24 protein-coding genes and 1 pseudogene are annotated in these 26,268 nt (G+C 71.4%); 14 read left to right on the forward strand and 11 right to left on the reverse strand.

The window, feature by feature from the left end:
• Positions 1 to 205: 205 nt before the first annotated feature.
• Positions 206 to 742 carry a pyridoxamine 5'-phosphate oxidase family protein gene (locus EES43_RS07215; RefSeq protein ID WP_124267947.1) on the forward strand — a complete coding sequence of 179 codons (537 nt, stop codon included), beginning with the start codon at positions 206 to 208 and terminating at the stop codon, positions 740 to 742.
• Here EES43_RS07215 and EES43_RS07220 read toward each other — a convergent pair.
• The gene (locus EES43_RS07220; protein WP_124267948.1) at positions 702 to 1,505 is read right to left on the reverse strand and encodes a putative protein N(5)-glutamine methyltransferase; all 804 of its coding nucleotides are present in this window, start codon (positions 1,503 to 1,505) and stop codon (positions 702 to 704) included. The two genes, EES43_RS07215 and EES43_RS07220, sit on opposite strands and share 41 nt — an antisense overlap.
• Positions 1,506 to 1,777: 272 nt before the next feature.
• Positions 1,778 to 3,277 (reverse strand): MDR family MFS transporter, encoded by a 1,500-nt coding sequence (locus tag EES43_RS07225; RefSeq protein WP_124271829.1) that lies wholly within the window; start codon positions 3,275 to 3,277, stop codon positions 1,778 to 1,780.
• 169 nt (positions 3,278 to 3,446) lie between these two features.
• On the opposite strand from EES43_RS07225, the gene EES43_RS07230 reads away from it, so the two are divergent.
• The gene (locus tag EES43_RS07230; protein ID WP_124271830.1) at positions 3,447 to 4,034 is read left to right on the forward strand and encodes an acyl-CoA-like ligand-binding transcription factor; all 588 of its coding nucleotides are present in this window, start codon (positions 3,447 to 3,449) and stop codon (positions 4,032 to 4,034) included.
• Positions 4,035 to 4,080: 46 nt separating this feature from the next.
• Here the strand turns inward: EES43_RS07230 and EES43_RS07235 are convergent, their stop codons facing one another.
• The 3 genes from EES43_RS07235 to EES43_RS07250 form a co-directional block, all read right to left on the reverse strand.
• Complete coding sequence (locus EES43_RS07235; RefSeq protein WP_164493125.1) at positions 4,081 to 5,454, reverse strand: MFS transporter; 1,374 nt, start codon at positions 5,452 to 5,454, stop codon at positions 4,081 to 4,083.
• A 254-nt stretch (positions 5,455 to 5,708) separates the two neighbouring features.
• Positions 5,709 to 7,031: a ferredoxin reductase family protein gene (locus EES43_RS07245; protein ID WP_124267951.1), complete on the reverse strand. Its 1,323-nt coding sequence runs from the start codon at positions 7,029 to 7,031 to the stop codon at positions 5,709 to 5,711.
• A gap of 143 nt (positions 7,032 to 7,174) precedes the next feature.
• Entirely contained in the window at positions 7,175 to 7,939 is a 765-nt protein-coding gene (locus tag EES43_RS07250; protein ID WP_124267952.1) for a GntR family transcriptional regulator, read from the reverse strand.
• A gap of 159 nt (positions 7,940 to 8,098) precedes the next feature.
• Here EES43_RS07250 and EES43_RS07255 point away from each other — a divergent pair, with 159 nt between their 5' ends.
• The 3 genes from EES43_RS07255 (at position 8,099) to EES43_RS07265 (ending at position 9,233) form a co-directional block, all read left to right on the forward strand.
• Complete coding sequence (locus tag EES43_RS07255) at positions 8,099 to 8,437, forward strand: hypothetical protein (RefSeq protein ID WP_124271831.1); 339 nt, start codon at positions 8,099 to 8,101, stop codon at positions 8,435 to 8,437.
• Positions 8,434 to 8,655 (forward strand): hypothetical protein, encoded by a 222-nt coding sequence (locus EES43_RS07260; RefSeq protein WP_124267953.1) that lies wholly within the window; start codon positions 8,434 to 8,436, stop codon positions 8,653 to 8,655. Before EES43_RS07255 ends, EES43_RS07260 begins: the two co-directional genes overlap by 4 nt.
• Before the next feature lie 209 nt (positions 8,656 to 8,864).
• Positions 8,865 to 9,233 carry a hypothetical protein gene (locus tag EES43_RS07265; RefSeq protein ID WP_124267954.1) on the forward strand — a complete coding sequence of 123 codons (369 nt, stop codon included), beginning with the start codon at positions 8,865 to 8,867 and terminating at the stop codon, positions 9,231 to 9,233.
• A gap of 90 nt (positions 9,234 to 9,323) precedes the next feature.
• Here EES43_RS07265 and EES43_RS07270 read toward each other — a convergent pair whose 3' ends face one another.
• On the reverse strand, positions 9,324 to 10,304 hold the full coding sequence (locus EES43_RS07270; RefSeq protein ID WP_124267955.1) for an HNH endonuclease: 981 nt from the start codon (positions 10,302 to 10,304) through the stop codon (positions 9,324 to 9,326).
• 179 nt (positions 10,305 to 10,483) lie between these two features.
• Between EES43_RS07270 and EES43_RS07275 the strand changes: the two genes are divergently transcribed.
• Complete coding sequence (locus EES43_RS07275; RefSeq protein WP_124267956.1) at positions 10,484 to 11,221, forward strand: DinB family protein; 738 nt, start codon at positions 10,484 to 10,486, stop codon at positions 11,219 to 11,221.
• Positions 11,222 to 11,915: 694 nt separating this feature from the next.
• Entirely contained in the window at positions 11,916 to 12,827 is a 912-nt protein-coding gene (locus EES43_RS07280; protein ID WP_124267957.1) for a hypothetical protein, read from the forward strand.
• A 48-nt stretch (positions 12,828 to 12,875) separates the two neighbouring features.
• Here the strand turns inward: EES43_RS07280 and EES43_RS07285 are convergent, their stop codons facing one another.
• The gene (locus EES43_RS07285; RefSeq protein ID WP_124267958.1) at positions 12,876 to 14,237 is read right to left on the reverse strand and encodes a glutamine synthetase family protein; all 1,362 of its coding nucleotides are present in this window, start codon (positions 14,235 to 14,237) and stop codon (positions 12,876 to 12,878) included.
• A 241-nt stretch (positions 14,238 to 14,478) separates the two neighbouring features.
• Here EES43_RS07285 and EES43_RS07290 point away from each other — a divergent pair, with 241 nt between their 5' ends.
• The 4 genes from EES43_RS07290 to EES43_RS07305 all read left to right on the forward strand — a co-directional run bounded on the left by EES43_RS07290 (position 14,479) and on the right by EES43_RS07305 (position 18,557).
• Positions 14,479 to 15,174, forward strand: a complete 696-nt coding sequence (locus EES43_RS07290) for a DUF3105 domain-containing protein (protein ID WP_124267959.1) — start codon at positions 14,479 to 14,481, stop codon at positions 15,172 to 15,174.
• A complete protein-coding gene (locus EES43_RS07295; RefSeq protein ID WP_241192340.1) occupies positions 15,171 to 15,908 on the forward strand; it encodes a DUF305 domain-containing protein in 738 nt (245 codons plus the stop codon). Before EES43_RS07290 ends, EES43_RS07295 begins: the two co-directional genes overlap by 4 nt.
• A 195-nt stretch (positions 15,909 to 16,103) precedes the next feature.
• Complete coding sequence (locus EES43_RS07300; RefSeq protein WP_124267960.1) at positions 16,104 to 16,529, forward strand: CBS domain-containing protein; 426 nt, start codon at positions 16,104 to 16,106, stop codon at positions 16,527 to 16,529.
• A 273-nt stretch (positions 16,530 to 16,802) separates the two neighbouring features.
• A complete protein-coding gene (locus EES43_RS07305; RefSeq protein ID WP_124267961.1) occupies positions 16,803 to 18,557 on the forward strand; it encodes an NAD+ synthase in 1,755 nt (584 codons plus the stop codon).
• On the opposite strand, the gene EES43_RS07310 is transcribed toward EES43_RS07305, so the two are convergent.
• The 4 genes from EES43_RS07310 to EES43_RS07325 all read right to left on the reverse strand — a co-directional run bounded on the left by EES43_RS07310 (position 18,529) and on the right by EES43_RS07325 (position 23,764).
• Entirely contained in the window at positions 18,529 to 19,797 is a 1,269-nt protein-coding gene (locus tag EES43_RS07310) for an MFS transporter (RefSeq protein WP_124267962.1), read from the reverse strand. The genes EES43_RS07305 and EES43_RS07310 overlap by 29 nt on opposite strands.
• 291 nt (positions 19,798 to 20,088) lie before the next feature.
• Complete coding sequence (locus EES43_RS07315) at positions 20,089 to 21,126, reverse strand: endonuclease/exonuclease/phosphatase family protein (RefSeq protein ID WP_124267963.1); 1,038 nt, start codon at positions 21,124 to 21,126, stop codon at positions 20,089 to 20,091.
• 192 nt (positions 21,127 to 21,318) lie between these two features.
• Complete coding sequence (locus EES43_RS07320) at positions 21,319 to 22,008, reverse strand: TetR/AcrR family transcriptional regulator (protein WP_124267964.1); 690 nt, start codon at positions 22,006 to 22,008, stop codon at positions 21,319 to 21,321.
• Between the two features lie 133 nt (positions 22,009 to 22,141).
• Positions 22,142 to 23,764, reverse strand: coding sequence for a DHA2 family efflux MFS transporter permease subunit (locus tag EES43_RS07325; RefSeq protein ID WP_124267965.1), 1,623 nt, complete (start codon positions 23,762 to 23,764; stop codon positions 22,142 to 22,144).
• Positions 23,765 to 23,953: 189 nt separating this feature from the next.
• Between EES43_RS07325 and panB the strand changes: the two genes are divergently transcribed.
• From panB to EES43_RS31190, 3 genes and pseudogenes are all read left to right on the forward strand, one after another.
• Positions 23,954 to 24,835, forward strand: a complete 882-nt coding sequence (panB, locus tag EES43_RS07330; protein ID WP_124267966.1) for a 3-methyl-2-oxobutanoate hydroxymethyltransferase — start codon at positions 23,954 to 23,956, stop codon at positions 24,833 to 24,835.
• 150 nt (positions 24,836 to 24,985) lie between these two features.
• On the forward strand, positions 24,986 to 25,999 hold the full coding sequence (locus EES43_RS07335; RefSeq protein WP_124267967.1) for an ATP-binding cassette domain-containing protein: 1,014 nt from the start codon (positions 24,986 to 24,988) through the stop codon (positions 25,997 to 25,999).
• Positions 25,996 to 26,268 (forward strand): annotated as a pseudogene (locus EES43_RS31190) (ABC transporter permease); the annotation flags it as partial. The gene EES43_RS07335 and the pseudogene EES43_RS31190, both read left to right, overlap by 4 nt.

Raw genomic sequence — 26,268 nt, forward strand, 5'->3', positions numbered from 1 at the left:
ACCCGCGTACGCCCAGTATGCGGGCGCGGCCCCGCCACGCGACGCACCGCGTACGGCATCGCGCGCGGATCCGGAGGGATCGCGGGAAGGTTCTGGAGGGTGCCGGTACGCACCCGGGTCCGCGATCCCGCCGCCGCGGCGATGAATTCGGCACGGTCGCGGAGTCCACCCACCGTCATCGCACCACCGCATCCCGGGAGGAACCATGCCCACGTACGAGCAGGACCCGGTCGTCGAGCTGGACGCGCGCTACAGCGGCGAGGACGCCCGGCCGGGCCCGTGGCCGGAGACCGCCGCCGTCCTGGCCTCGGCCCCGCTGTACTGGCTGTCCACGGTCCGCCCCGACGGCCGCCCGCACGTCACACCGCTGATCGGCGTCTGGTCGCACGGCGCGCTGCACTTCTCCACCGGACCGGAGGAGCGCAAGGCGCACAATCTGCGGGCCAACCCGGAGGCGGTCCTGACGACCGGGGCGAACACCCTCGACGCCGGACTCGACGTGGTGGTCGAGGGCCGGGCGGAGCGGGTGACGGAGCACGGACGGCTGACCGGGCTGGCGCGGGAGTGGGAGGCGAAGTACGGCGGCGACTGGCGCTTCGGGGTCGAGGACGGGGCCTTCACGCACAGCCGCGGGACGGGCCGGGCCCTGGTGTTCGCCGTGTCGCCCCGTACGGTCTTCGGCTTCGGCAAGGGCGAGCCGTTCAGCCAGACCCGGTACCGGTTCCCGGAGCGGTCCCGGTGACGACGGTGGCGTAGAGCTCCGGGGAGACGACCACGCGCGGGATCAGCCCGGCGGCGGCGACGACCTCCACGGCGGCGGGCGTCTGGTGTTCGCCGGTCTCCACCAGCAGGCTGCCGCCCGGGGCGAGCCAGTTCGGGGCGTCGGCGGCGACCCGGCGCATCACGTCGAGTCCGTCGTCGCCGCCGTCGAGGGCGACCCGCGGTTCGTGGACGCGGGCCTCGGCCGGCAGCAGGTCGACGTCGCCGGTCGGCACGTAGGGCACGTTGGCGAGCAGGAGGTCGACGCGACCGCGCAGAGCGGCGGGCAGCGGGGCGAACAGGTCGCCCTCGTAGACGTGTCCGAGGCCGCCGAGGTTGCGGCGGGCGCAGCGTACGGCGGCGGGTTCGATGTCGCAGGAGTGGAGTTCCACGCCGTCCAGGGCGGCGGCCAGCGCGACGCCGAGCGCGCCCGAACCGCAGCAGAGGTCGACGACGACGGCCCGGCCGGGGCCGAGTGCGGCGGCCTGCCGCACCAGGAGTTCGCTCCGGCGGCGGGGCACGAAGACGCCGGTGTCCACGGCGTAGCGGTGGCCGAGGAACTCGGCCCAGCCCAGGACGTGTTCGAGCGGGAGGCCCGAGGCGCGGCGCTCGGTCAGGGTGTCGAGTTCGCGCGGGGAGCGGGCCGCCTCGTGCAGGAGGCGGGCCTCGTCCTCGGCGAAGACGCAGCCGGCGCGGCGCAGCGTGGCGGCGGTGGCGGAGAGGGGGACGGAGGGGTGAACCGGCATGCGAGCGAAGCCTTTCGGGAAGCCGATGGGCGCTCAGCGGTCGTTCATGCCGGTCGTTCGACGCGGTCGTACGGGGTGAGCACCCGGCCTGATCCAGCGGTCAGGGGTCTCACCTCCTCGGTCGGCTCCCGTACGGGGCGGCCCCGTACGGGCGGCCCCTGTGCGGGGGCTGGCAACACTACAACACGGTGCGCCCCGCGCCCCGTGGCCGACGCGACGGGGCGCGGGGCACGAGGGCACGGGGCGGCGAAAGACCTCCGGTCGGGCGGGGGTCACAGATCCACGCTGTCGCGCAGCTTCGTCGGGGTGAGGAACAGCGAGGCGATGACGCCGATGACGGCGATGCCGGCCGAGATGAGGAAGATGTCCCCGGTCGCGTCCCCGTAGGCGGCCCGGACCACTTCCTGGATCTGCGGCGGCATGGCGGCGATGTTCAGGGTCGAGCCGCCGGAGCCGGACGCGGCCGGGTCGACGCCGAGCTTCGTCAGCCCGTCGGCGATCTTCACGGAGACCTGGTGGGCCAGGACCGCGCCGAGCACCGAGACGCCCATGGTGCCGCCGAGGGAGCGGAAGAAGGTGATGGCTCCGCTGGCCGCGCCGAGTTCGCTGAGCGGGACGGTGTTCTGGAGGACGAGCACGAGGTTCTGCATCGACATGCCGACCCCGATGCCGACGGCGAGCATCCCCGTCGAGACGAGGACCAGAGAGGTTTCGTGGTCGATGGCGGAGAGTCCGAGGAAGCCGAGGGCCAGCACGACGACGCCCGCGACGATGTACGGCTTGACCTTGCCGGTCTTCGACACGAGCCGTCCGGCGACCGTCGAGGAGACCAGCACGCCGGCCATCAGCGGGATGGTGAGCAGCCCGGCCTCGGTGGGCGAGTAGCCGCGGCCAATCTGGAAGTACTGGCCGAGGAAGACCGCGCCGCCGAACATCGCCATGCCGACCGCGAGGCTCGCGACGATGGCGAGGGCGGGGTCGCGGCGGCGGACGACGTGCAGCGGGACGACGGGCTCCTGGACCCGGGCCTCGACCATGACGGCGGCGCCCAGGACGACGACGCTGCCGCCGACCATGAGGGCGCTCTGCCAGGAGATCCAGGCGAAGTCGCCGCCGACGAAGGTGACCCAGAGGAGCAGCAGGCTGACCCCGGCGGCGATGAGCGTGGCGCCGAGGTAGTCCACTCTGGCCCCGGGGCGGCGGACCTCGGCGAGGTGGAGCGTACGGGCGAGTATCACGGAGGCGAGGAGCGTGAAGGGCACGGCGATGAAGAAGCACCAGCGCCAGCCGAGCCAGGAGGCGTCCGTGATGAATCCGCCGAGCAGCGGGCCGCCGACGGTGGCCACCGCCATGACGCCGCCGAGGTAGCCGTTGTAGCGACCGCGCTCCTTGGGGCTGATCATCGCGGCGATGATCACCTGGACGAGCACCTGGAGCGCGCCCATGCCGAGGCCCTGGAGGGCGCGGAAGGCGATCAGCTGCTCGGTGGACTGGGCGAAGCCGCAGGCGACGGAGGAGACGACGAAGATGCCGATGGCTGCCTGGAGCAGCGTCTTCTTGCTGAACAGGTCGGCGAGCTTGCCCCAGATGGGGGTGGAGGCGGTCGAGGCGAGCAGGCTCGCGGTGACGACCCAGGTGTACTGCGACTGCGTGCCGTTGAGCGAGCCGATGATCTGCGGGAGCGCGACCGAGACCACGGTGGTGCTGATCATCGCCACGAACAGCACGATGAGCAGCCCGCTGAGGGCGCGCAGGACGTGGCGGTGGTCCATCGGTGCGGCGGCCTCGGTCGGTGCGGCGGCCGTTTGTGCTGCGCTCACGCGCAACCTCCGGGAGGTTCGGACTGCTGGCAGAAGGCTTCACCATACATGCACATTGAGCAATTTTGCACACTGCGCAATAATCTTGCGCCCGGTGGATAATGACCCCATGGAAAGCCCCATGGAAAGCAGCTCGGTGGGACTGCGGGAACGCAAGAAGGAAGCCACCCGGCAGGCCGTGCACGAGGCGACCCTGCGCCTGACCGTGGAGCTGGGCTTCGACCACGTGACGGTCGAGGCCGTGGCGGACGCGGCCGGGATCTCCCGCAGGACGTTCTCCAACTACTTCACGAACAAGGAGGACGCCCTCCTCCACGGCGAGGAGCAGCAGATACGGGCACTGGTCGGCGCGGTGCGCGACCGCCCCGCCGACGAGCCCGCCTGGCCGGCCCTGCGCGCGGCGGTGGCCCGCTTCTCGGAGCGCGTCGCACCGCCGGAGCGCGAGTGGGCGGTGCGTACGCGGCTGGCGATGCGTCACCCGTCGCTGCTGGCACGCCAGCTGGCCAATCACGCGGCGATGGAGCGCGACCTGGCCGACGCGGTGGCCGCCCGCCCGGCCTCGGGCCAGGTCCGCCCGATCGTCCTCGCGGCGGGCTTCCTCGCCTCGCTGCGGATCGCGATGCGGATGTGGATCGAGGAGGACCTGGCCCGGGAACCGGCCGAGGTCATCGACGAGATCCTGGACGAGATGGGCCGGGCCTTCACCTGAGAGCCGGAGCCGTCGCCGGGACTGGGCCGCCGGACAGGACAGCCGGTCAGTCCCGGTCCGGCGCGGAGCCCGTCACCGGTCCCGGGCGGCGGATCGCGCGAGGCGCGAGGCAGAGGGCGCCGAGGAACAGCGCGGCGGCGCACGCGCGCAGGACGGCGTCGAGTGCGGACGCGTTGTACGCGGCGCCCGCCACCCGGCCGTTGAGCGACTCCGCCCCCGTGGCGGCCAGCGCCACGGCGACCGAGGCCACGAAGGTCTTCGCGCTGAGCGTCAGGCTCATCGCCGCTCCCGACATCCCGGCGGCGACCCGCTGCTGGACCAGAAGGTTCGTCAGCCCGTTGCCGAGGCCCATGCCGATCCCGCAGAGCGCGAACATCCCCGCGTACGCGGGGGGCGTCGAGACGAAGGTGAGCCCCAGGACGGCCGCACCCGCGAACACCATGGAACACACCAGCAGGAGGAGGACGCGCTTCACCTCGGCCAGGCGGCCCGCCGCGTAGGTGGTCGCCGCGTAGGGAGCCAGCAGGGCGAGGGTCACGCAGCCGGCCGCGAACGGCGAGAGACCCCGCGCCTCCTGGAGCAGGAACATGGAGAACACCGTCAGCAGGGTGAATCCCACGACGGCCAGCGAGCCGACGACGGTCAGCAGCCGGACGACCCGGTCTCCGTAGAGGGCCCGGCTGTACAGGGACGGGCCGCGCCGTTCCCTGTAGGCGAAAGCGGCCAGCAGCGCGACCCCGCCCACGCCGGCCACGATCGTTCCGGCGGAGAACCAGCCCCACGCGGTGCCCCGGTCCACCACCAGCGTCAGCGTCACCCAACCCGCCACCACGCAGATGGCGTTGACGTACGGAGGACGTTGCGCCGCCGCACCTGCCCGGTGCCGGGCGGTCCTGTCCAGACGGATCAGCAACGCCGCCGCGAGGCACAGCGGCAGATTGAAGAGGAACACGGACCGCCAGCCGAATCCGGCCACGAGCAGACCGCCGATGAACGGGCCCAGGGCTCCGCCTCCCCCGGCCACCCCCCACATGAACGCGAGCCCGATCCGCTTCCTGCGCCCCTCGAACGCACTGCTGATCATGGCCACCGCCCCCGGAACCACGATCGCCCCGCCGATGCCCTGCAGGGCGCGCCCCGCCACCAGCCAGGGCACGCTCGGAGCGAACGCGCACACGAGCGAGCTGGCCGAGAAGAACGCCAGTCCGTACGCGGTCACCCGCCGAGGGCCGTAGGTGTCGGTCAGCCATCCCGAAACCGTGAGGGCGGCGCCGAAGGCCAGTGTGAACGCGCTCACCACCCACTGGAGATCCGTGGACGAACGGTGGAAGTGGTGAGCCGTAGTCGGCAGCGCCACACCGACGGTCAGGTAGTCCAACTGGATCACCAGAGTGGCGAGAGCGGCTGCGATGAGGCCCACCCGCTCACCGTGGCTGAAAAGCCTCTCCGGCCGGGCGGGGTTCGGCTGCACGTCGGACATCGGACCTCATCAGTGGGGGCAGTGCAGATACTGCGCACGGGGCGGCGGAGGACTCACCTCGCAGGCGTCGGGTACCGCGTGCTGCACGAGCACGGCCCATCCCGCACACGCCAGCAGGACGATGAGACCGAACAGGAGCATGGCGCGGGTGGTGCTGCGCTCTCGCGAGGACCGCGGCGGGCGGGACGGGCTCATCAGACCATCGCGAATCGTTCGCTGTGCACCGACCGCTCCGCGAGGCCCACGTCGACCGCCGCCTCGCACGACGCGTCCATCATCGCCGGAGGGCCGCACACGTAGGCGTGAAGCCCCGTCAGGTCGTCCGGCAGATGGCGGCGCAGCAGGCCGGCGTCGACACGGCCGCGTTCACCCGTCCAGCCCTCGCCCGCTCGGCTGAGCACCGGCACGAGGGTGACGGCAGGATCGTCGGCGAGGGCGCGCAGCTGCTCCCAGGCGATGAGTGACTCCTGGTCGCGGGCGCCGTAGAAGAGCCAGGCCGGCCGGGTGTCGCCGCGGTCCCGGCGGGTGAGCAGAATCGACAGCATCGGCGTGATGCCCACTCCGCCGGCGATCAGCACCCACCCCTTCGCCGCCACCCGGTCGGGGCTGAAGTGCCCCCACGGCCCGTCGATGTAGACCGGCTCGCCGGGCCGTACATCGGCCAGGGCCGAGGTGAAGGACCCGAACGCCCTCACGATGAAGGTCAGGCGCTCGGTGTGCAGCGCGCTGGAGGCGTAGGAGAAGGGGTGGTAGGTGATGGCGAACGGCGACCGGCCGACCATGATCCACGCGAACTGCCCCGGCGAGAACGTCATGGCCTTCCGTGCGGCCGTCGTGGCCGGCCGCAGTTCCAGCCGGAGGCTTCCGCCCGCCTCCTCGTGCACGGCGACGACGGTGAGCCGGCGTCGGTGGCGCTGGAACGGCTTCACCACGCGGACCCAGAACCCGATCCAGACGAACGCCGCCGTGTAGAAGACCCAGAGGGCCTTCTCCCACACCTGGTCCACGTAGTAGCCGATGAGCAGGACATGGGCCAGCGCGGCGCCGACCACGATCAGGGCGAGACCCGCGTGCAGCGCCTGCCATGTCGAGTAGCTGAGGCGAAACACGCGCCGCCACCGGGACGTGACCACCAGAGCGAGCAGCGCCACGATCGACAGCACCGCCAGTCTCGCGCGCACCGGCGCGTCGACGAGGTCGAGCAGGTGAAGGAAGCGGGAGTCCCAGAGGAACAGCACGATCGGATGTCCGAGCGCCAGCAGGACGATGAGTGCGGTCATCTGCCGGTGGAACTGCAGGACGACGTCCGCTCCGAACGGCGTCGTCGCCCGCGGCCACCGAGCCGCCAGCAGAAATTGCAGACCCAGGAGCGACAACGCGACGAAGCCGGCGGCGACGGACAGGTTGACCCAGAAGCCACGGCCCGGGTCCAGATTGATGAGGCAGAGCGCCAGAGGAGCGAGAGCCACCCCGCACAGCCCTGTGTACCACCCCGCCAGTCGCATTCGGGTGCTCACGGACCAATGAACGCATGACCCGGGACGCCCCCGGACACCGACACACCGGCACACCGGCAGACGGACGAAAAGACGGAGAGCCCGTCGCGCTCGCGCCGGTCCGGCCGGACCGGCGCGAGCGCGACCGCGGAGCCCGGCCGGGCTCAGAACCCCGAGTCGTCGACGACGATCTCGTACGCGATCTCCCACCGGATGTCCGGCACCACGATGTCGGCCGTCTCCACCGGGCGGCCGTCGGCGTCGAAGTACGTGCGCTCCACCTCGGTCACCAGGTCGCCCACGGAGATGCCGAGCAGATTCGCCTGCTCCTGCGTGGCGCGGGCCGGGCGCGGCACTTCGATGCCGCCGGAGATGCGCACTCCGATCGACCGCATGCGCTCGACCACGCCGACCTTGCCCATCGGCCCCATCTCGGGAAGCAGGACGGGCGTGCCGTCCGTGACCGCCATCGGTTCCCAGCTCCTGGCGAGTTGCACGGGCAACCCGTCCGCCAGGTACTCGTAGTCCGTCATGACGCAGAGGTCGCCGGGCTCGATCGCCAGCCGTTCGGCGATGTTGCGCGGCGCCGGAACACGGGCCTCGCTGTCGCACTCCCATGTGCCGGACCAGTCGTGCTCACGCATGTCGGCGCGGAACGGGCTGCCGCCGCGTGCCTCCCGGTGGCGCGAACGGACCATGCGCCGGCGCTCCCGCGCCCGGCGGACGTACGTGCCCGATCCGGCGCGGCCTTCGAGAATGCCCTCGATGATCAGGCGTTCCATCGCCCGCTGGGCCACGGACTGACCGACGCCGTACTCCTCGGCGAACCGGGCCCGGGACGGCAGCTTGTCTCCCACGGCCCACTCGCCCGCCTGCACGCGGGCGCGCAGTGCGTCGGCCACCTGCAAGTACGGCGTATCGCGTGGCATTGGGGCGGCTCCGTGAGTGATGAGTCGGTCCGGGCTCGATATTGACAAAGCTAACCCATCAGGTTGAAGCTGAATACTCAGCATTACATGGAGTGACATCGGCTTCACCAGGGGAGAAGTGTGCGCTCAGCACAAGCGCGGGCGGCGGCGCTGACCGGGATGCTCGCCGCCGTGACCGGCACCGAACCGCGCGTCGCCGACACCGGGACCCTCGTCCGCGTCGAGGCGGACCTCCCCACCGAGCTGACCGAGGCCGATCACGCAGCGGTCCTCGCGGCGCTGGCCACGGCCGACCACTTCGGACACACCCTCACGCGCACCACCGAGTACGTCTGGGCCGAGATCAGCAGAGAGGCGACCATGACAGCGACCGACTCCCCCGACGTGGCCTACCGCGATCTGCTGAGCCACACGATGACCTGCGACGCCTGCCGGACCGGCGACGCCTGCCCGACGGCGACCAGGCTCGTCCGCGCCTGGCGGGAGGCCCGCCGATGACGGCCGGCTGCCGGCCCGACCGGGACGCTCCGGCCGAGGACGGCCCGTCCGCCCGTGGCGACGCCGGGCCGGGCGAACTCGGTTCCACCGCGTACGAGGCGGAGCACGGCCCGGTCTTCCTCTGGAACGGCCCGCCGATCACCTGGGTCGACCGGGCCCACGGCCGGTGGCTCCCCCTCGACGACGGCCCGGAGCCGCCGGACCGACGCGCCCCCTGAGACGGACGGCCCCGGCCCGACACCCCGAGGCGAACCCCGGATCGACGCACCCCGAGGCGAACCCGGGCCGTCGCCCCCGACCCCCGGCCCGACCGCCCACCCCTCCGGCAGGACAGCGGCCGGGCCCGGCCGCCACCCATCCACCAGCGAAGGAGGCACCGCATGCGCACCACCCGCCAGCCCTTACCGGCACCACCGGGGAGGCCCGGATGATCGCCCTCTCCGCGACGGACGTCCGTACGTGCGAGGCGTGCTGGAACGCCCCTGCCACCGCGGCCCGGCACACGGCGGCCGGCCGCGACCTGCTCTGCGAGGAGTGCGCACAGGGCGACTACCCGCGCCGCGTGGACCTCTTCCCGCCCTTCGGCGTCTACGGCCTGACGGCCCGCAAGGTCCTGGACCACGTCAAGTCCCCTGCCGACGACGGGGTCCCTGACGATGACAACGTCCTGAACGACGGCAAGGTCCTGAACGACGGCAGGCACGGCAGCGGCCCGCCCCGCACCCCGCCCGACCCGGGCCCACCACTCCCCACCCCGCCCCCGCCTCCCTCCCCACCGGGAACACCGCCCGTCTGACCGCACCCCACCTCCGCCGCCGGGCCCGCACCGTCACGGACGAGCGCCGGGTCCGGCGGCGGGGGCGCTGGTGGAGTGCCACCGAAGGCGTCACCAAGTGGCGACGGTTGCCGCGTGATGGTCCGCGAGGACACGTCGGTCTATCGGTGCGTCAGACGGAATCCGCAGACGCGTACCGGAGAAGGCGCTGTACAGCTCGTGACCTGCCAGGCTCGGCGCCACACGGACAACGAGGCCGGCATCGATGGCGAGCAGACCACTGTCGAAAAGGCGATGCACGTCCGACCGAAGCATCAGCCCCTCTTCCACGCGATGGCTCTGCGTCTCGGCAAAGGGACGGAGGTGAGCTGCCTCCAGGACCTCCGCCGGAGCCGCGCCGGTCACGGCACAGATCAGTCCGTACTGCCGCACCAGAGCCCTGCGGAAGCCGCTCTGTCCACGCCGCAGCGCTGCCCACGTCCGCCGATGCCCTCCTGGCAGCTCCGCCGGGCGATGTCCTCCCGTACCGGTTGATTCACGCGGACTCGGCATCCGGACTCCCCGGGACGTGATCGCCTCCAAGGTCCTCGTCCGGTCCATCTTCTTGATCGACTGCTGATCGGACCGGCTCAGGCTGAGTTCGTTCAACTGCCCTTTGTCCAGGCACCCGTCCAGAGGCTGCCAGGTCCCCCCGTAGTGCGCCCGGAAGGCCGTGACCTCCACGGTTTCACGGGTCGGACGATCAAACGCGTTTCCGCAGGGGCTGCATTTGTAGCGGGGCAGTTCTCTGGTTCGCTCTTTGAAGCCGGTGTTCCGGCAGAAGGGGCAGCGGCTACGCACCTTCTCCTGGTCTGGCAGCACCTGCAGAGCCTCCACATAGCCCACACCGAGGGCTTCCCTGCCGTTCCGTACGACCACCAGGTCGCCCACCGCGACACGCCGGTAGTTCCCCACGGTCGAGTCGTAGCTGTAGGACTCCTCGACGACGTCCTCGTAACCGGCGTTCCCCTGAAACTGGGTCTCGTCTCCAGCAACGAGGAACGACCAGGCTCCGCCCTGCGCGCGTGGTGCCGCAATCTCCGCCTCCGTCATGACAGGAGCATACGAACGGGCACTGACAACGGGTCCGGCGGCCGGCACAGCTGCGACCATGCGGGAGGTGCTGCAACGGCTTCGTGGGCGAGGAAATCGGTCGTTCTCCGCGACGGGAGCGGTTAGCGTCCGCCGGAACACCATCAGGTACGGCACGCGACCGCGAAGGAGAGTCGTTCATGGAGACCGACGGCGCACGGACCGACCGTCTGGGCCTACTGCTCGACCAGTTCGACAAGGCGAGGGAGTCGGCCCAGGTGCGGCTGACGGGGCTCAGTGACGACGAGTACCTGTGGGAGCCGGTGGCCGACTGCTGGTCGATCCGGCGCCGGGGCGAGGCCGTGACCCCGCGTGCGTTCGGGCCGGGCGAGTGGGTGCTCGACCTGGGCGCCCCGGACATCCCGGCGAGCGAGTACGCGGAGGTCGCCCGGCAGGCGGCCGAGGGCATGTCGGTGGAGAGGATCGCCGAGGACTGGAGCGTGAGCGTCCAGCGGGTCGAACAGGTCCTCGCCCACACCGGCGAGCCGGAGCCCGACGCCGTGCCGGTCACGACCATCGCGTGGCGGCTGGGACATCTGCACTACGAGTTCGCGGGCGACTGGGAATGGACCTTCGGCGAACGGCGCCAGGACCCGAAGCAGATGGTCGACTTCTCTCCTTCTGCGGCCGTGACCCTGGACCGCTTCTGGTCGGTGATCGACCGCTGGCGCGCCGACGTCGGCGCCCTCACCGAGGCCCAGCTCGACACGGTCGGCCTCTCCCAGTATCCGTACGGCTCGCACGGCGAGGACCCTTTCGTCGCCGTGCTGTGGGGAGCCAACCTCGAATTCGTCCACCACATGGCGGAGATCGCGCTGCTCCGCGACCTGTGGCGGGCCGGCGGCCTCACCCCCGCCGCACGGCCCGGGGCGCGCTGACCACGCCGACGGCGGGCGTCACGGGACGGATGACCGCCTGCCGGGAACGCGACGAACATAGGCTGACGCAAGCGTTCGACGTACAACCGGAAGTGCCTCATGGGGGTGGCCAGTGCGGAGGGTTCGTTACGACCAGCGGGTGCTCGCGTTGGTGGAGGTCGCAGGTGGTGAACGCGACTGGGCCGAGGCCGAGAAGGTCTTCGAAGCTCAAGGCTGGCCAGTTGTCGATCATCACCCCGCGGGGCAAGGTCCCACCGCCGGAACTCTCGACGTCGACCCGTCCATTCGCGTCTACCGCATCGAAGTCCGCCTCTACGGAGCCGCGTACCGAGCGGAAACCGGGGCGGCCTGGCAAGTCGAACAAGCGGCCAGGACGTATCGGTTGCCCATGAGCGTCAGGCGCTCGGACTTGATCGAGTCAAGCCATAAGCCGTCCTTCGACTGGCGGTTGGTGCCTGCTCATGCGACTCGGCCCCCACGATCCGCCCTCACGCGACTCCGAACGGCCTGGGGGCTCCATGACACCGGGCCCCATGTGTCGGGGCGTCCCGTCGAAGCCCTGCTCCTGGCGAGGCGGACCGCACCGGACGGGCCCTCGCCTGGCGCCTCGATTCGCCCCGTGCGGGGAGGAGCGTGGAGTGATACCTCGATCTGGGGCGAGACGGTACCCCGGGGGCGGGCACTCATGGTCGCCATGGGCTTCACCCTGGGAGTCCTTCCGGCAGCGATAGCCGGGCGCCAAGACCTCGCCGCCATACTTCCCGCGATCGGGTCGGTCTTCGGAATGTTCGCCTCCGCAGACGTACGCAGCAACGATGTGGACAAGGCGATGCCGGCCCTGCTCCTCATGGGAACCCTCAGCATGCTGGCGGTATCCTTTTTCGCCGACCTCAATCGATTTTCCGTGATCCAGCAGATATCCCTCCCCTTGTTGCCATTCATTCTCTACGGTGTCTGGCTCATCGTGAGGCAGTGGACTTGGGGAGAGTGGGTCGCCTGGGCGGCGCCTTTGGCTGTCACGCTGCTCCTCTCGTCATTTGTGGGAGCAGCGCCGGTCCTTCATGCCTGGTACGCGGAAAAGCTTTCCATCTCCGCCGCGGACTTGGAGGTCCCCGGCCTCTGGCAAGCGATCTCTGCATTCAAGCTGCTGTCCACCCTTGTCCTCTTGCTCATCGTTCCTGCCGCATGGGGATTCGCTCGCCATTTCCATCTGGTGAGAACGGGAGACCAGTTCAACCTGATGCTGTACGGGGCACTGCTCTCAGCGTTGCTCATTGGATGCGGTTTCCTGTCCGCCGAATCAGCCGGACAAGCGGCTTCGAAGACCGCGCTTGCCGCGAAGCGAGGTACCGCGGCCCCACCGTACTTCGGCGTCAAGCCGGAGTGGACGTGCGTCGACCCCGTCGTCCCTTCGAAGGAGATTCCGTCCGAAGGAGGGCGGCTGGACTTCCGGGATGCCTACCTCTCGCTGGGAAGCTCAGCGGGGCAGATCCTGCTGCTGGAACTCGGCAGCGCGAAGCCCATCAAGATTCCGACCAAAGCGGTTGCGCTCGTTCCGGCCGCATCGGCTCGGGGAGAATGCGGCCGGAACCCGGCGGCAGGCTGACCGGGCCGACTCGCCCGCCGGCCGGGAGTTGCCTGGCGTTGCCCGGAGTTACAGCACCGGCAGGTTCTTCTTCAGTTCGAAGGCCGTGACCTCGCTGCGGTACTCCTCCCACTCCTGCTTCTTGTTGCGGAGGAAGAAGTCGAAGACGTGCTCGCCCAGCGTCTCCGCGACCAGTTCGCTCTTCTCCATCAGCGAGATCGCCTCGCCCAGGTTCTGCGGGAGCGGTTCGATGCCCATCGCCCGGCGTTCCGCGTCGGAGAGGGCCCAGACGTCGTCGTCCGCGCCGGCCGGGAGTTCGTAGCCCTCCTCGATGCCCTTGAGGCCCGCGGCCAGCAGGACCGCGTAAGTGAGGTACGGGTTGGCGCCGGAGTCGATGGAGCGGACCTCGACGCGGGCCGAGCCGGTCTTGCCCGGCTTGTACATCGGGACGCGGATGAGGGCGGAGCGGTTGTTGTGGCCCCAGCAGATGTACGAAGGGGCCTCGCCGCCCGCTCCGGCGGCGCGGGAGGAGCCGCCCCAGATCCGCTTGTAGGAGTTGACCCACTGGTTGGTGACGGCGGAGATCTCCGCCGCGTGCCGGAGCAGGCCCGCGATGAAGGAGCGTCCCACCTTGGAGAGTTGGTACTCCGCGCCCGACTCGTAGAAGGCGTTGCGGTCGCCCTCGAAGAGGGAGAGGTGGGTGTGCATGCCCGAACCCGGGTACTCCGAGAAGGGCTTCGGCATGAACGTGGCCTGCACGCCCTGTTCGAGCGCGACCTGCTTCATCACCAGCCGGAACGTCATGATGTTGTCCGCCGTGGAGAGCGCGTCCGCGTACCGCAGGTCGATCTCCTGCTGGCCGGGCGCACCCTCGTGGTGGCTGAACTCGACCGAGATGCCCATGGATTCGAGCATGGTGATGGCCTGTCGGCGGAAGTCCATGCCGACGTTCTGCGGGGTGTGGTCGAAGTAGCCGGAGCTGTCGGCCGGGGTCGGGCGGCTGCCGTCGACCGGCTTGTTCTTCAGCAGGAAGAACTCGATCTCCGGGTGCGTGTAGAAGGTGAAACCCAGGTCCGACGTCTTGGCGAGGATGCGCTTGAGCACGTAGCGGGGGTCGGCGAACGACGGCGAACCGTCGGGCATGAGGATGTCGCAGAACATCCGGGCGGTGCCGGGGGCCTCCGCGCGCCAGGGCAGGATCTGGAACGTGCCCGGATCCGGCTTGGCGATCATGTCCGATTCGTACACCCGGGCGAATCCCTCGATCGCCGAGCCGTCGAACCCGATGCCCTCGTCGAAGGCCTGCTCCAGCTCGGCCGGGGCCACGGCGACGGACTTGAGGAACCCGAGGACGTCGGTGAACCACAGCCGCACGAAGCGGATGTCGCGCTCCTCAAGGGTCCTGAGGACGAATTCCTGCTGCTTGTCCATAGCCACATCCTTGCAGTTCAGACGGTCCGTGCACCACCGCCCGGGGTAGGGGGACACTTCAGTATCACGACCCGGGATTTCCCCCAGATTACGCACACGGTGTGAGAGAGAGCACTCGGCCACCCACTACGATCGGCGACCGTGGCACGCAGGGACGGCGGCGGCCTTCCCGCCCGCCTGCGCGCATCGGTCTCCGTACCGTCCACCCCCCTCCCGTCCCTTCGCAGAAGGACTCGACGCCATGAGTTTCGACTCCCCGTACGGCACCCCCGCCCCGCAGCCCGACGACCGTGCGCGCGGCACGCGCAACCGCGCCCTCGCCATAGGGCTGAGCGCCACCGTCGTGGCAGGTCTGGTGGCCTTCGGCTCGTACGTGCTGCTGGAGCGGTCCGAGGCGAACGAGAAGGGCCCCGAGGGCGTGGCGGCGCAGGACGCCAAGGGGCCCGGTGAGCACCAGCACGCGGAGAAGGGCGGCGCGGACGTCGCCATCAAGGGCCTGAAGTCCTGGGACGCGGCGAAGCTCGGCCGCGACCACACGTCCGGCCCGGTGGACTACCCCATGCGGCCCCCGGTGGGCGGCGACCACAACCCGACGTGGATGAACTGCGACGGCGACGTGTACGAGAGGGCCGTCCCGGACGTCAACGCGGTGCACTCCCTGGAACACGGATCGGTCTGGGTCACCTACAGCGGCAGGGCCGCCGACGCCGATGTGAGGAAGCTGGCCGCGCGGGTCGGGAGCACGCCGTTCTCGATGATGAGCCCGTACGCGGACCAGAAGGGCGCGATCGTGCTGACCGCCTGGGGCAAGCAGCTCACCGTGGACGACGCCGAGGACGCGCGCGTGGACCGGTTCTTCACGCAGTACGTCCAGGGCGCGCAGACCCCGGAGCCCGGCGCGCCCTGCACCGGCGGGCTGGCGAGGGCGCCCCGGTGACGGCGGTGCGGGAGGCCGGGCGCGGTCCGGACGAGGAGCGCCGCCGCACCCGCCGCGTGCGGTGGGCGGCCGGGGGCGCGGTGGCGCTGGCGCTGCTGTTCGCGGGAGCGGCCACGGTCGCCTCGGCGCGCGGCGGCGCGGAGCCCGGCCGGGGCGCGGTCGCGGGCGCTCCGGCGGCGGACTCGGCCGACGCGGGGTTCGCCCGGGACATGGCCGTGCACCACCAGCAGGCCGTGGAGATGTCCTTCGTCGTCCGCGACCGCACCGGCGACGAGGAGGTGCGGCGGCTCGCCTACGACATCGCCAACACGCAGGCCAACCAGCGCGGCATGCTGCTCGGCTGGCTGGACCTGTGGGAGCTGCCCAAGGTCGCTCCGGGCGGCGGGAAGCCCATGGCGTGGATGGCGTCCGAGCACGGGGAGCACTCCGGGCACGGGGCGTCCGCCGGGACGGAGGCCCCGGCGGAGACCGACGGGGTGCTGATGCCCGGGATGGCGAGCCGCCAGGAGCTGGCGCGGCTGGGCTCGCTGAGCGGTGAGCGGGCCGAGATCCTGTTCCTCCAGCTGATGACCGACCACCACGAGGGCGGCGTCGCGATGGCCGAGGGCTGTGTGTCGCTGTGCACGGTCCCGGCCGAGCGGCGGCTCGCCCGGGGCATGGTGGAGGGCCAGCGGTCCGAGATGCGGCTGATGCGCGACATGCTGGCGGCACGCGGAGCCGAGCCGCGCGCCTGAGCCCTGAGAACGGGGAGCGGGGAGCGGGCGGGGCCGTCGTGCGCGCGCCCCGGACCGACGGGTGCGTCAACCGCGCGTCAGCGCGGGGGCGCACCCGAACGGGTGATTGCGGTCGCGCGCGCCGGGCGGGCCCCGGACGATGGTTCCGCTCGGGGCCGTACGGCAGTGCCATCGGCACGCAGGAGGAAATCCGCCATGACGACCGCCAAAGACATCATGCACAGCGGGGCCCGCTGGATACCGGCCCACGAGACGCTCGACCGTGCGGCGCAGCTGATGCGCGAGCACAACGTGGGCGCGCTGCCCATCTCGGAGAACGGCGACCAGGACAAGATGGTGGGCATCCTGACCGACCGCGACATCGTCGTGGGCTGTGTGGCCATGGGCCACGATCCGTCGCAGGTGACGGCCGGCGACCTCGCCCAGGGCACGCCGCGCTGGATCGAGGCGGGAGCGGATGTGAACGCGGTCCTGGAGGAGATGCAGAACCACCGGATCCGCCGGCTCCCGGTCGTCGAGAACAAGAAGCTGGTCGGCATGATCAGCGAGGCCGATCTCGCCCAGCACCTCACCGAGGAGCAGATCGCGGGCTGGGCGGAGAAGGTCTACTCCCGCAGCTGACCCGTCCCGCGCGCCGGTCGCCCCGCCCCCGTCGCTCCCGTCGCCCCGCCTCGGCCGCCCGGACCGCCGCCCGGCCCCGCGCCCGGCTCCCGCCCGCGCCCCGCGCCCCGCGCCCCGGGTGGCTCGGGGCCGCCCGCGCGGCCGGCTCCGGCCGCGCGGGCTTTGGTGGATGACGGCCTCGGCACCGGTCCTGACCTGCGTCTTCGGCGGGCCGGACCGGTTCGCGTCCGGCCCGCCGGGACATCGCGTCAGAAAGACGATTACACTGGCCGCGTGCCTCAACTACGCCTCGCACTGAATCAGATCGACTCGACCGTCGGCGACCTCGCCGGCAACTCCGAGGCGATCGTCCACTGGACCCGGCACGCCGTCGAGCAGGGCGCCCACCTGGTGGCGTTCCCCGAGATGGTGCTGACCGGCTATCCCGTCGAGGACCTGGCCCTGCGGTCGTCCTTCGTCGAGGCCTCGCGTCAGGCGCTGCGCGCGCTCGCCGCCCGGCTCGACGCGGAGGGCTTCGGCGAGGTGCCGGTCGTCGTCGGCTACCTGGACCGCTCCGAGCACGGGGCGGCGCGTTACGGGCAGCCGGCCGGTTCGCCGCGCAACGCGGCGGCCGTGCTGCACGGCGGCCAGATCGCGCTGAACTTCGCCAAGCACCACCTGCCGAACTACGGCGTGTTCGACGAGTTCCGGTACTTCGTGCCCGGCGACTCGATGCCCGTCGTGCGGGTCCGCGGCGTCGACGTGGCCCTCGCCATCTGCGAGGACCTGTGGCAGGACGGCGGACGGGTGCCCGCCGCCCGGTCCGCGGGAGCCGGGCTGCTGCTGTCGGTCAACGCCTCGCCGTACGAGCGGGACAAGGACGACACCCGGCTCGAACTGGTCCGCAAGCGGGCGCGGGAGGCCGGCTGCACCACCGCCTACCTGGCGATGATCGGCGGGCAGGACGAGCTGGTCTTCGACGGCGACTCGATCGTCGTCGACCAGGAGGGCGAGGTCATCGCGCGTGCCCCGCAGTTCTCCGAGGGCAGCGTCATCCTCGACCTGGACCTGCCGGCCGCCGCTCCCGAGGCCCCGTCGGGCGTCGTGGACGACGGGCTGCGCATCGACCACGTGGTCCTCTCCGACGGGCCCGTGCCCCCGTACGAACCGGAGCTGGCGGGCGGCTACGCCGAGCGGCTGGACGACGACGAGGAGGTCTACTCGGCCCTCGTCGTCGGACTGCGCGCGTACGCGGCGAAGAACGGCTTCAGCAGCGTGCTGATCGGCCTGTCCGGCGGCATCGACTCGGCGCTCTGCGCGGCCATCGCCTGCGACGCGCTCGGCGCGCGGAACGTGTACGGGGTCTCGATGCCGTCGAAGTACTCCTCGGACCACTCCAAGGGCGACGCGGCCGAGCTGGCGCGGCGCACCGGGCTCAACTTCCGTACCGTCTCCATCGAGCCGATGTTCGACGCGTACATGGGGTCGCTGGAGCTCACCGGACTGGCCGAGGAGAACCTCCAGGCGCGGCTGCGCGGCACCCTGCTGATGGCCCTGTCCAACCAGGAGGGCCAGATCGTCCTGGCGCCCGGCAACAAGTCGGAGCTGGCGGTCGGTTACTCCACGCTGTACGGGGACGCGGTCGGCGCGTACGGGCCGATCAAGGACGTCTACAAGTCGTCCGTCTTCCGGCTCGCGAAGTGGCGCAACCGCGCCGCCGAGGAGCGCGGCCAGACCCCGCCCATCCCGGAGGCGTCCATCTCCAAGCCGCCCAGCGCGGAGCTGCGGCCCGGCCAGGTCGACACGGATTCGCTGCCGGACTACGAGGTCCTGGACGCGATCCTGGAGCTGTACGTGGACCGGGACCAGGGTCTCGACGCGATCGTGGCGGCCGGCTTCGACGCCGAGCTGGTGGCGAAGACGCTGCGGATGGTGGACACCGCCGAGTACAAGCGGCGGCAGTACCCGCCGGGGACGAAGATCTCGCCCAAGGGGTTCGGGAAGGACCGGCGGCTGCCGATCACGAACCGGTGGCGCGAGTCGTCGTAGCGGGGTGTGCGGCCACCGGAGGCGTCCGGTGGCCGTCTTCGTCCGCCTGCGCCGGACGGGCCGGACCGGCCCCCGCCACCACCCGGGACGCCTTCGTCGGGCCGCGGTCCAGGAAGCCCGCCGTGACCGCTGTCGCCAAGCCGATCACCGCGAGCACCGCACCGACGAGCGCCGGCGAGGTCCAGCCCCAGCCGGCCGCGATGGCGACGCCGCCGAGCCAGGCGCCGCCCGCGTTGGCGAGGTTGAACGCCGAGTGGTTGGAGGCGGAGGCCAGGGTCGGGGCGTCCTTCGCCTTGTTCATCACGAGCATCTGGAGCGGGGTCGTCGTCATGAAGCCGACCGCGCCCAGCAGCACCACCATCACCAGCGCCGCCCACTGCACGTGCACGGTGAGCGGGAAGGCCGCCAGGACCACGGCGAGCGCGCCGAGCGATCCGTACAGCGTCGGGCGCAGCGCCCGGTCCGTGAGGGGCCCGGCGGCCAGGGCGCCGGCGGTCATCCCGATGCCGAAGAGGGCCAGGACGAGGGTGACGGAGGATTCGCCGAAGCCCATCGCCTTCGTGGTCATGGCCGAGAGGTAGGAGTACACCGCGAAGACCCCGGCGAAGCCGAAGACGGCGGTGAGCAGGCCGAGGAGGACCTGTCGGTCGCCGAGGGCGCGCAGTTCGCGGCGGACGTCCTGGTGCGCCTCGAGGGGGATGCGGGGCACCAGGCGGGCCAGGGCGGCCATCGCGCCGAGTCCGATCGCCGCGACGACCAGGAAGGTCGCGCGCCAGCCGAGGTGCTGGCCGAGCAGCGTCGCGGCGGGGACGCCGATGATGTTGGCGACGGTGAGGCCGAGGAACATCGTCGCGACGGCCCGCGCCTGGCGGTTCTCGGCGACGAGCCGGGCGGCGACGACCGCGCCGACGCCGAAGAACGCGCCGTGCGGCAGTCCGGCGAGGAACCGGCCGGCGAGCAGCCAGCCGAAGTCGGGGGCGAGCGCGGAGGCGAGGTTGCCGACGGTGAAGACGGCCATCAGGAGCAGGAGCATCCGCTTGCGCGGGATCCGTGAGCCGAGGCCGGTCAGCAGCGGCGCGCCGAGGACGACGCCGATCGCGTAGGCCGACACGAGGTATCCGGCGGTGGGCACGGACGTGCCGAGGTCGTCCGCCACGTTGGGCAGCAGGCCCATCATGACGAACTCGGTCGTGCCTATGCCGAAGGCGCTCACGGCCAGGGCGAGCAGGGCCAGGGGCATGGGGAGGAACCTTTCGCGGTGGTGCGGGGACGGTGGCGGTGCGGGGACGCGGTGCGTGCGCGTGACGCGGGGAGGGCGCACGGCAGGGAGCCGTTGCCGGGCCCACGGGGCGCCCGGCAACGGCTCTCGCCATATGCCATATGCCATATGTAAGTCAGCGGAACAAATTCTCGCAGACGTTTATGCCGTCGCGCGAACCGCCAGGTGAACGGCTCGTCGCGGTCCGGTCCTCACGGGTCCGTCCCGGCCGGGTCCGGCGTCCTCACGGGTCCGTCCGGCCCGGGACGCGCCTCACAGCCTCAGGCGGGCCGCGACCGGCAGGTGGTCGCTGTCGGTGGCCGCGAGCGTCCACGAGGACAGCGGCTCGACGTCCCTGACCATGACCTGGTCGATACGGGCCAGCGGGAACGAGGCGGGCCAGCTGAAGCCGAACCCGTCGCCCGCCGCGCCCTGGGTGGAGCGCATCTGGGAGGTGACGGCCTGGAGCGAGCGGTCGTTCATCGTGCCGTTCAGGTCGCCGAGGAGGACGACGCGCTTCACCGGCTCGTCGTCTATGGCCGCACCCAGCGCGTCGGCGCTGTCGTCGCGCTGGTTGGCCGTGAACCCGGCGTGCAGCTTCACGCGGACCGACGGAAGGTGCGCGACGTACACCGCGATCTCCCCCTGCGGGGCCTTGACCGTGGCGCGCAGGGCCCGGGTCCAGCCCATCTTGATGTCGACGGGCCGGGCGCCGGAGATCGGGTACTTGCTCCACAGCCCGACGGTGCCCTGCACCGAGTGGTACGGGTAGCGGCCGGCGAGCGACTTCTCGTACGTGGCGACCTGCCTGCCCGGCAGTTCCTGGAGGGCGACCACGTCGGCCCCGGAGCCGGCGACCTGCTGGGCCGTTCCGGCGGGATCGGGGTTCTTGGCGTTGACGTTGTGGCTGGCGACGACCAGGTCGCCGCCCGCGCCGGACTTGTCGGTGAACAGACCGCCGAACATGCTGAGCCAGACGACGGAGGGCAGCAGCAGCGCGATGAGCGCGGTCGCCGAGCGGCGCACCAGGGCCAGGACCAGCAGCAGCGGGATGAACAGCCCTATCCACGGCAGGAAGGTCTCCAGGAGGCTGCCGAGGTTGCCCACCCGGTTCGGGATCCTGGCGTGCACGGCCATCAGCAGCGTCAGCACGAGGGAGCAGACCGCCAGCACGATCCCGCGCCGCCAGGTGCCGCGGTCCCGCGTCCACCGGCCCCACCGGCCCCACAGGCCGCGGAGGCGGGATTCGGGGGGCTGCGGCGACTGCTCCGCGCCGCCGTTGCCCGTGTCCGCTCCGTACGCCTGAACCATCGCGTCGTCCTCACTGCCTTGCTGTACACATCACCGCGCCCCGACCCTAGGCGATGAAAGGGATGTTTTTCGCCGTCCACGACGGCCGTGATGAAAGCAGGACGATCCGGGCGGGGTCGTGAGTTCCGCAGCGGGGCGTCGAGGGGGGCTTGTGACGGAATCATCACACTGACGAGTGTCCCGGCGGGTCAGTCAGTCCCGCGCCGCGGCCGGGGCGAGTCCCTGGAGCAACGCCCGGACGATGCGGTCGACCAGGTCCTCGGGGAGCGGCGCGTCGGGGCGGTGCACGGTGCGTACCAGCATCGGGCCGACGAACAGCTCGTCGATCAGCTCCACGTCCAGGTCGTCGCGCAGTTCGCCCGCGGCGACGGCCCGGCGTACCGCCGACAGCATCGCGAGGCGGCGGGGCCCGATCACCGTGCGGCGGTACTCGTCCCACAGCCGGGGGTGGCTCTTCATCTGGGCGAAGACGTTGTGCAGGAGGACGGAGGAGCGCTGGGCGAGGCCGCGGGTGCGCATGGACTCCAGCAGGAGCCGCAGGTCGTCGAGCCCGGCCGTGCCGGAGACGGGCGCGTCGGCGGGCTCCATGGCGCGCAGGACGTCGACGAAGAGCTCTTCCTTGTCGTTCCAGCGCCGGTAGATGGTGGCCTTGCCCACACCGGCGGTGCGGGCGATTCGCTCGATGGAGAGTCCGGACAGCGGCTCGCCCGCCTCCAGAAGGGTGATGACGGCGTCCAGGATGGCCCGTTCCGCCGCGGCGGAACGGGGTCGGCCGCGGCGGGGCTCCGGGCTGTGCGCCGCGTCGTGCGGGCCGGGTCCGTCGTGCGGGTGGGATCCGTCCCGCGCCGCGTCCCGGTACCGCTCGTCGTCCTGGTCCCGCACGTGAAGCCGCCTCTCGCCTGCCGTTCTACCGACCGTCGCCCCGATTCTCGCCGACCCGACGGGCCGCGGGCCGCCGGCCGCTGCGGGGAGCCGGACGCCGCCGTCCGGCTCCCCGCCGTTCTCAGCGCCGTTCTCAGCCGCGGGTGGCCGGTTCGGCCTCGGCGGCCGGCTCGTCGGCGCTGACCGGAGGCGTGTCCGTGGCGGCCGGCGGCCGGCCCGGCAGGAACAGGCCGACGACCAGGGCGCCGATCAGCGCGACGGCCGCCGAGCCCAGCGCCGTCACGTGCATGGCGCTCAGGAAGGCGTCGTTCGCGGCGGCGACCAGCGGCTTTCCGGCCACCGGGCCGAGCTTCGCGGCGGCGCCGAGCGTGGCCTCGATGGACTCGCCCGCCACGTCCCGGGCTCCGGCCGGGACCGCGCCGAGGTGGCCGTCGATGTCACCCCGGTAGACGGTGGAGAGCACCGAGCCGAGGACCGCGACCCCGAGCGCTCCGCCGACCTGGCGGAAGGTGTTGTTGACGGCCGATCCGGAGCCGGCCTTCTCGCGCGGCAGGGCCTGCATCACGGCCACGGTGACGGGCGGCATGATGTGCGCCATCCCGGTGCCCTGGACGAAGAAGACGACGCACAGCACCCACACCGGCGTACCGGCGTCGAACAGGGCGAAGCACGCGAGCCCGGCGGCGACCAGCAGCATGCCGGCCGTGCAGACCGCGCGGGCGCCGAAGCGGTCGACGACCAGCCGGGCGCGCGGCGCGAAGATCATCTGGGCGGCGGCGAGCGGGACGATCAGCAGGCCGGATTCCAGGGCGGTGTAGCCGCGCACGCTCTGGAGGTAGAACGCGGAGAAGAAGGTCACGCCCATGAGCGCGAAGAAGACCAGCGCTATGGCGGCGACGGCCGCGGAGAACGCGGGCTTGCGGAAGTACGTGATGTCGATCGCCGGGTGGCTGCTGCGCTTCTCGTGCCAGACGAATCCGGCCAGGACCAGCAGTCCGCCGATGACGGCCAGGAGGACGGTGGGGTCGGTGAAGTCGGCCAGTTCGCCGCCGCGGATGATGCCGTACACCAGCAGGACCAGGCCGACGATGGAGAGCACCACGCCTCCCGGGTCGACCTTGCCGGGATTCGGGTCGCGGGAGTCCGGCACCAGGATCGCCATGGCGATCAGGGCGATCACCACCACGGGCACGTTCACCAGGAAGATCGAGCCCCACCAGAAGTGCTCCAGGAGCAGGCCGCCGGTGATCGGGCCGATGGCGATGCCGAGGCCGACGCTACCGGCCCAGATGCCGATCGCCTTGGGCTGCTCGTCGCGCTCGAAGACGTTCATCAGGACGGCCAGGGTGGCGGGCATCACGAACGCCGCGCCGAAGCCCATCAGCGCCCGCCAAGTAATGAGTTCGCCGGGCGAGGCGGAGAGCGCGGCCAGCGCGGAGCCGAGGCCGAAGACGAGGATGCCGAAGAGGAGGACCTTCTTGCGGCCGATGCGGTCGCCGAGCAGGCCGGCGGTGAACAGCAGGCCCGCGAAGACGAGCGTGTAGGAGTTGATCGCCCACTCCAGCTCGCTCTGGGTGGCGCCGATGCCGGTGGGCGCGGGGCTGGCGATCGTCTTCACCGCGACGTTGAGGATCGAGTTGTCCAGCACCACGATGAGCAGGCTGAACATGAGGACGGCGAGGATCAACCAGCGGCGGCGGTGGATCGCCTCGGGAACACGGGGCGCGGCGGCGGGAGCGCCGGACGGTATGGACATGGCGATGAGCGTAACGACGTTTCGATACGAGACCGTCTCGTATTGTTAAAGCTTTGCCCAACGGCCCAACGGCCCGACGGCCCGTCGTCATGCGGGCCCACTTCCCGAGTGGCGGGGCGGGATGCCACCATGGAAGGGATCCGGGGACGCCGTGAGGGCGCCTCGAGATGACGAAGGAGCCCAACCGCCATGTCGCTTCAGGCTGCGCAGAATCAGTCTCCCCGCGCGGGCAGCGCCACCGACGGCAGCAGAGCGCTGTACGGAGGCACGTCCACCCGCCGCATCACCGTCCACGACATCGCCGCCGCCACCGAGCGCGGCGAGAAGTGGCCCATGCTCACCGCCTACGACGCGATGACGGCGTCCGTCTTCGACGAGGCGGGCATCCCGGTCATGCTCGTCGGGGACTCCATGGGCAACTGCCACCTCGGCTACGAGACCACCGTGCCGGTCACGATGGACGAGATCGCCATGCTCTCGGCGGCGGTCGTCCGGGGCACCCGGCGCGCCCTGATCGTCGGCGACCTGCCGTTCGGCTCGTACCAGGAGGGTCCCGTCCAGGCGCTGCGCAACGCCACCCGCCTGGTCAAGGAGTCCGGCGTCGGCGCGGTCAAGCTGGAGGGCGGCGAGCGCTCGCACGAGCAGATCCGGCTGCTGGTGGAGGCCGGCATCCCGGTCATGGGACACATCGGCCTCACTCCGCAGTCCGTCAACGCCATGGGCTACCGCGTCCAGGGCCGGGGCGAGGAAGCGGCCCAGCAGCTGCTGCGCGACGCGAAGTCCGTCCAGGACGCGGGGGCGTTCGCCGTGGTGCTGGAGCTCGTACCGGCGGAGCTGGCCGCCGAGGTGACCCGTACGCTGCACATCCCGACGGTCGGCATCGGCGCGGGCTCCGCGACCGACGCGCAGGTGCTCGTCTACACCGACATGGTCGGGCTGACCGGCGGCAAGGTGCCGCGCTTCACCAAGCAGTACGCGAACCTGCGCCAGGTCCTCGGGGACGCGGCGAAGGAGTTCGCCGACGAGGTCGTGGGCGGCGTGTTCCCCGCGCCGGAGCACACCTTCCACTGATCCACCGGGCCCCGGCCCGCCGGCGTACGCGCCGCAACGGACCATTTCCCGCACCACCGACAGCCCGCCGACATCCCCCATCGGCGGGCTGTCGCCCGTCCGTCACCCGTCTGTCGGCGAGCTGTCGGCGGGCGCTGGTTGTCTGGGGACATGACGCGAATCGACAAGAACCCCAGGCGCGGCGGGAACGCCGTCGAGGTGCGGGGGCTGGTCAAGCACTACGGCGGGACCAAGGCGCTGGACGGCGTGGACCTCGACGTGCGCGAGGGCACCGTGCTCGGTGTGCTCGGCCCCAACGGCGCCGGCAAGACGACCCTGGTGCGCTGCCTGTCCACCCTGGTCGTCCCCGACGCGGGACACGCGGTGGTGGCCGGCTTCGACGTGGTGCGCCAGCCCCGCCAACTGCGCCGCACCATAGGTCTCACCGGCCAGTACGCCTCGGTCGACGAGAAGCTGTCCGGCTGGGAGAACCTGTACATGATCGGGCGGCTGCTCGATCTGCCCCGCAAGCGGGCCCGCGCCCGCGCCGACGAGCTGCTGGAGCGCTTCTCGCTCACCGAGGCCGCCCGGCGCGCCTGCATGGAGTACTCCGGCGGCATGCGCCGCCGCCTCGACCTGGCCGCCTCGATGATCGGCAGCCCCGCCGTGCTGTACCTGGACGAGCCGACGACCGGGCTCGACCCGCGCACCCGCAACGAGGTCTGGGACGAGGTGCAGCGGATGGTCGCCGAGGGCGCGACGGTGCTGCTGACCACGCAGTACATGGAGGAGGCCGAACAGCTCGCCAAGGAGCTGACGGTGATCGACAAGGGGAAGATCATCGCCCGCGGCGGGGTGGACGAGCTGAAGGCGAAGGTCGGCGGTCGCACCCTTCAGATCCGGCCCTCCGACCCGGCGGAACTGGCCGCGATGGCGCAGGCGCTGCGTGAGACCGGTCTCGACGGGGTCGCCGGGGCGCAGGCCGTGCCGGACGAGGGAGTGCTCTACGTCCCGATCCTGAGCGACGAGCAGTTGACCGCCGTGATCGGGCTGCTGGGCGCACGGGGCTTCTCCCTCGCCCATGTCGCCACCGCGCTGCCCAGCCTGGACGAGGTGTTCCTCGCCATCACCGGCGGCAAGGCCACCCACGTCACCGACACCGTTCCCGAGGAGGTCGCCGTATGAGCGCCACGACCCTGACCCCCGCGCCCGCCGGACCCGCCGACGCGGTCCCGCCCGGCCGGGTGACCGACGAGGGCCGGATCGGCCTGCGCGGCAACCTCCGTCACATCGGCGCCCTGACCCGGCGCAACCTGCTCCAGATCAAGAAGGATCCGGAGTCGATGTTCGACGTCCTCCTGATGCCGATCATCTTCACCCTGCTGTTCGTGTACGTCTTCGGCGGCTCGGTCGGCGGCAGCCTCGGCGGGAACCGGCAGGACTATCTGAACTAC

The organism is Streptomyces sp. ADI96-02 (assembly GCF_003846185.1).
Lineage (GTDB): Bacteria > Actinomycetota > Actinomycetes > Streptomycetales > Streptomycetaceae > Streptomyces.

Coding starts and splice junctions, on each gene's coding strand:
- EES43_RS07215 (WP_124267947.1), top strand. CDS start 206: ATGCCCACGTACGAGCAGGACCCGGTCGTCGAGCTGGACGCGCGCTAC.
- EES43_RS07220 (WP_124267948.1), bottom strand. CDS start 1,505: ATGCCGGTTCACCCCTCCGTCCCCCTCTCCGCCACCGCCGCCACGCTG.
- EES43_RS07225 (WP_124271829.1), bottom strand. CDS start 3,277: ATGGACCACCGCCACGTCCTGCGCGCCCTCAGCGGGCTGCTCATCGTG.
- EES43_RS07230 (WP_124271830.1), top strand. CDS start 3,447: ATGGAAAGCAGCTCGGTGGGACTGCGGGAACGCAAGAAGGAAGCCACC.
- EES43_RS07250 (WP_124267952.1), bottom strand. CDS start 7,939: ATGCCACGCGATACGCCGTACTTGCAGGTGGCCGACGCACTGCGCGCC.
- EES43_RS07255 (WP_124271831.1), top strand. CDS start 8,099: ATGCTCGCCGCCGTGACCGGCACCGAACCGCGCGTCGCCGACACCGGG.
- EES43_RS07260 (WP_124267953.1), top strand. CDS start 8,434: ATGACGGCCGGCTGCCGGCCCGACCGGGACGCTCCGGCCGAGGACGGC.
- EES43_RS07265 (WP_124267954.1), top strand. CDS start 8,865: ATGATCGCCCTCTCCGCGACGGACGTCCGTACGTGCGAGGCGTGCTGG.
- EES43_RS07270 (WP_124267955.1), bottom strand. CDS start 10,304: ATGACGGAGGCGGAGATTGCGGCACCACGCGCGCAGGGCGGAGCCTGG.
- EES43_RS07275 (WP_124267956.1), top strand. CDS start 10,484: ATGGAGACCGACGGCGCACGGACCGACCGTCTGGGCCTACTGCTCGAC.
- EES43_RS07280 (WP_124267957.1), top strand. CDS start 11,916: ATGGGCTTCACCCTGGGAGTCCTTCCGGCAGCGATAGCCGGGCGCCAA.
- EES43_RS07285 (WP_124267958.1), bottom strand. CDS start 14,237: ATGGACAAGCAGCAGGAATTCGTCCTCAGGACCCTTGAGGAGCGCGAC.
- EES43_RS07290 (WP_124267959.1), top strand. CDS start 14,479: ATGAGTTTCGACTCCCCGTACGGCACCCCCGCCCCGCAGCCCGACGAC.
- EES43_RS07300 (WP_124267960.1), top strand. CDS start 16,104: ATGACGACCGCCAAAGACATCATGCACAGCGGGGCCCGCTGGATACCG.
- EES43_RS07310 (WP_124267962.1), bottom strand. CDS start 19,797: ATGCCCCTGGCCCTGCTCGCCCTGGCCGTGAGCGCCTTCGGCATAGGC.
- EES43_RS07315 (WP_124267963.1), bottom strand. CDS start 21,126: ATGGTTCAGGCGTACGGAGCGGACACGGGCAACGGCGGCGCGGAGCAG.
- EES43_RS07325 (WP_124267965.1), bottom strand. CDS start 23,764: ATGTCCATACCGTCCGGCGCTCCCGCCGCCGCGCCCCGTGTTCCCGAG.
- panB (WP_124267966.1), top strand. CDS start 23,954: ATGTCGCTTCAGGCTGCGCAGAATCAGTCTCCCCGCGCGGGCAGCGCC.
- EES43_RS07335 (WP_124267967.1), top strand. CDS start 24,986: ATGACGCGAATCGACAAGAACCCCAGGCGCGGCGGGAACGCCGTCGAG.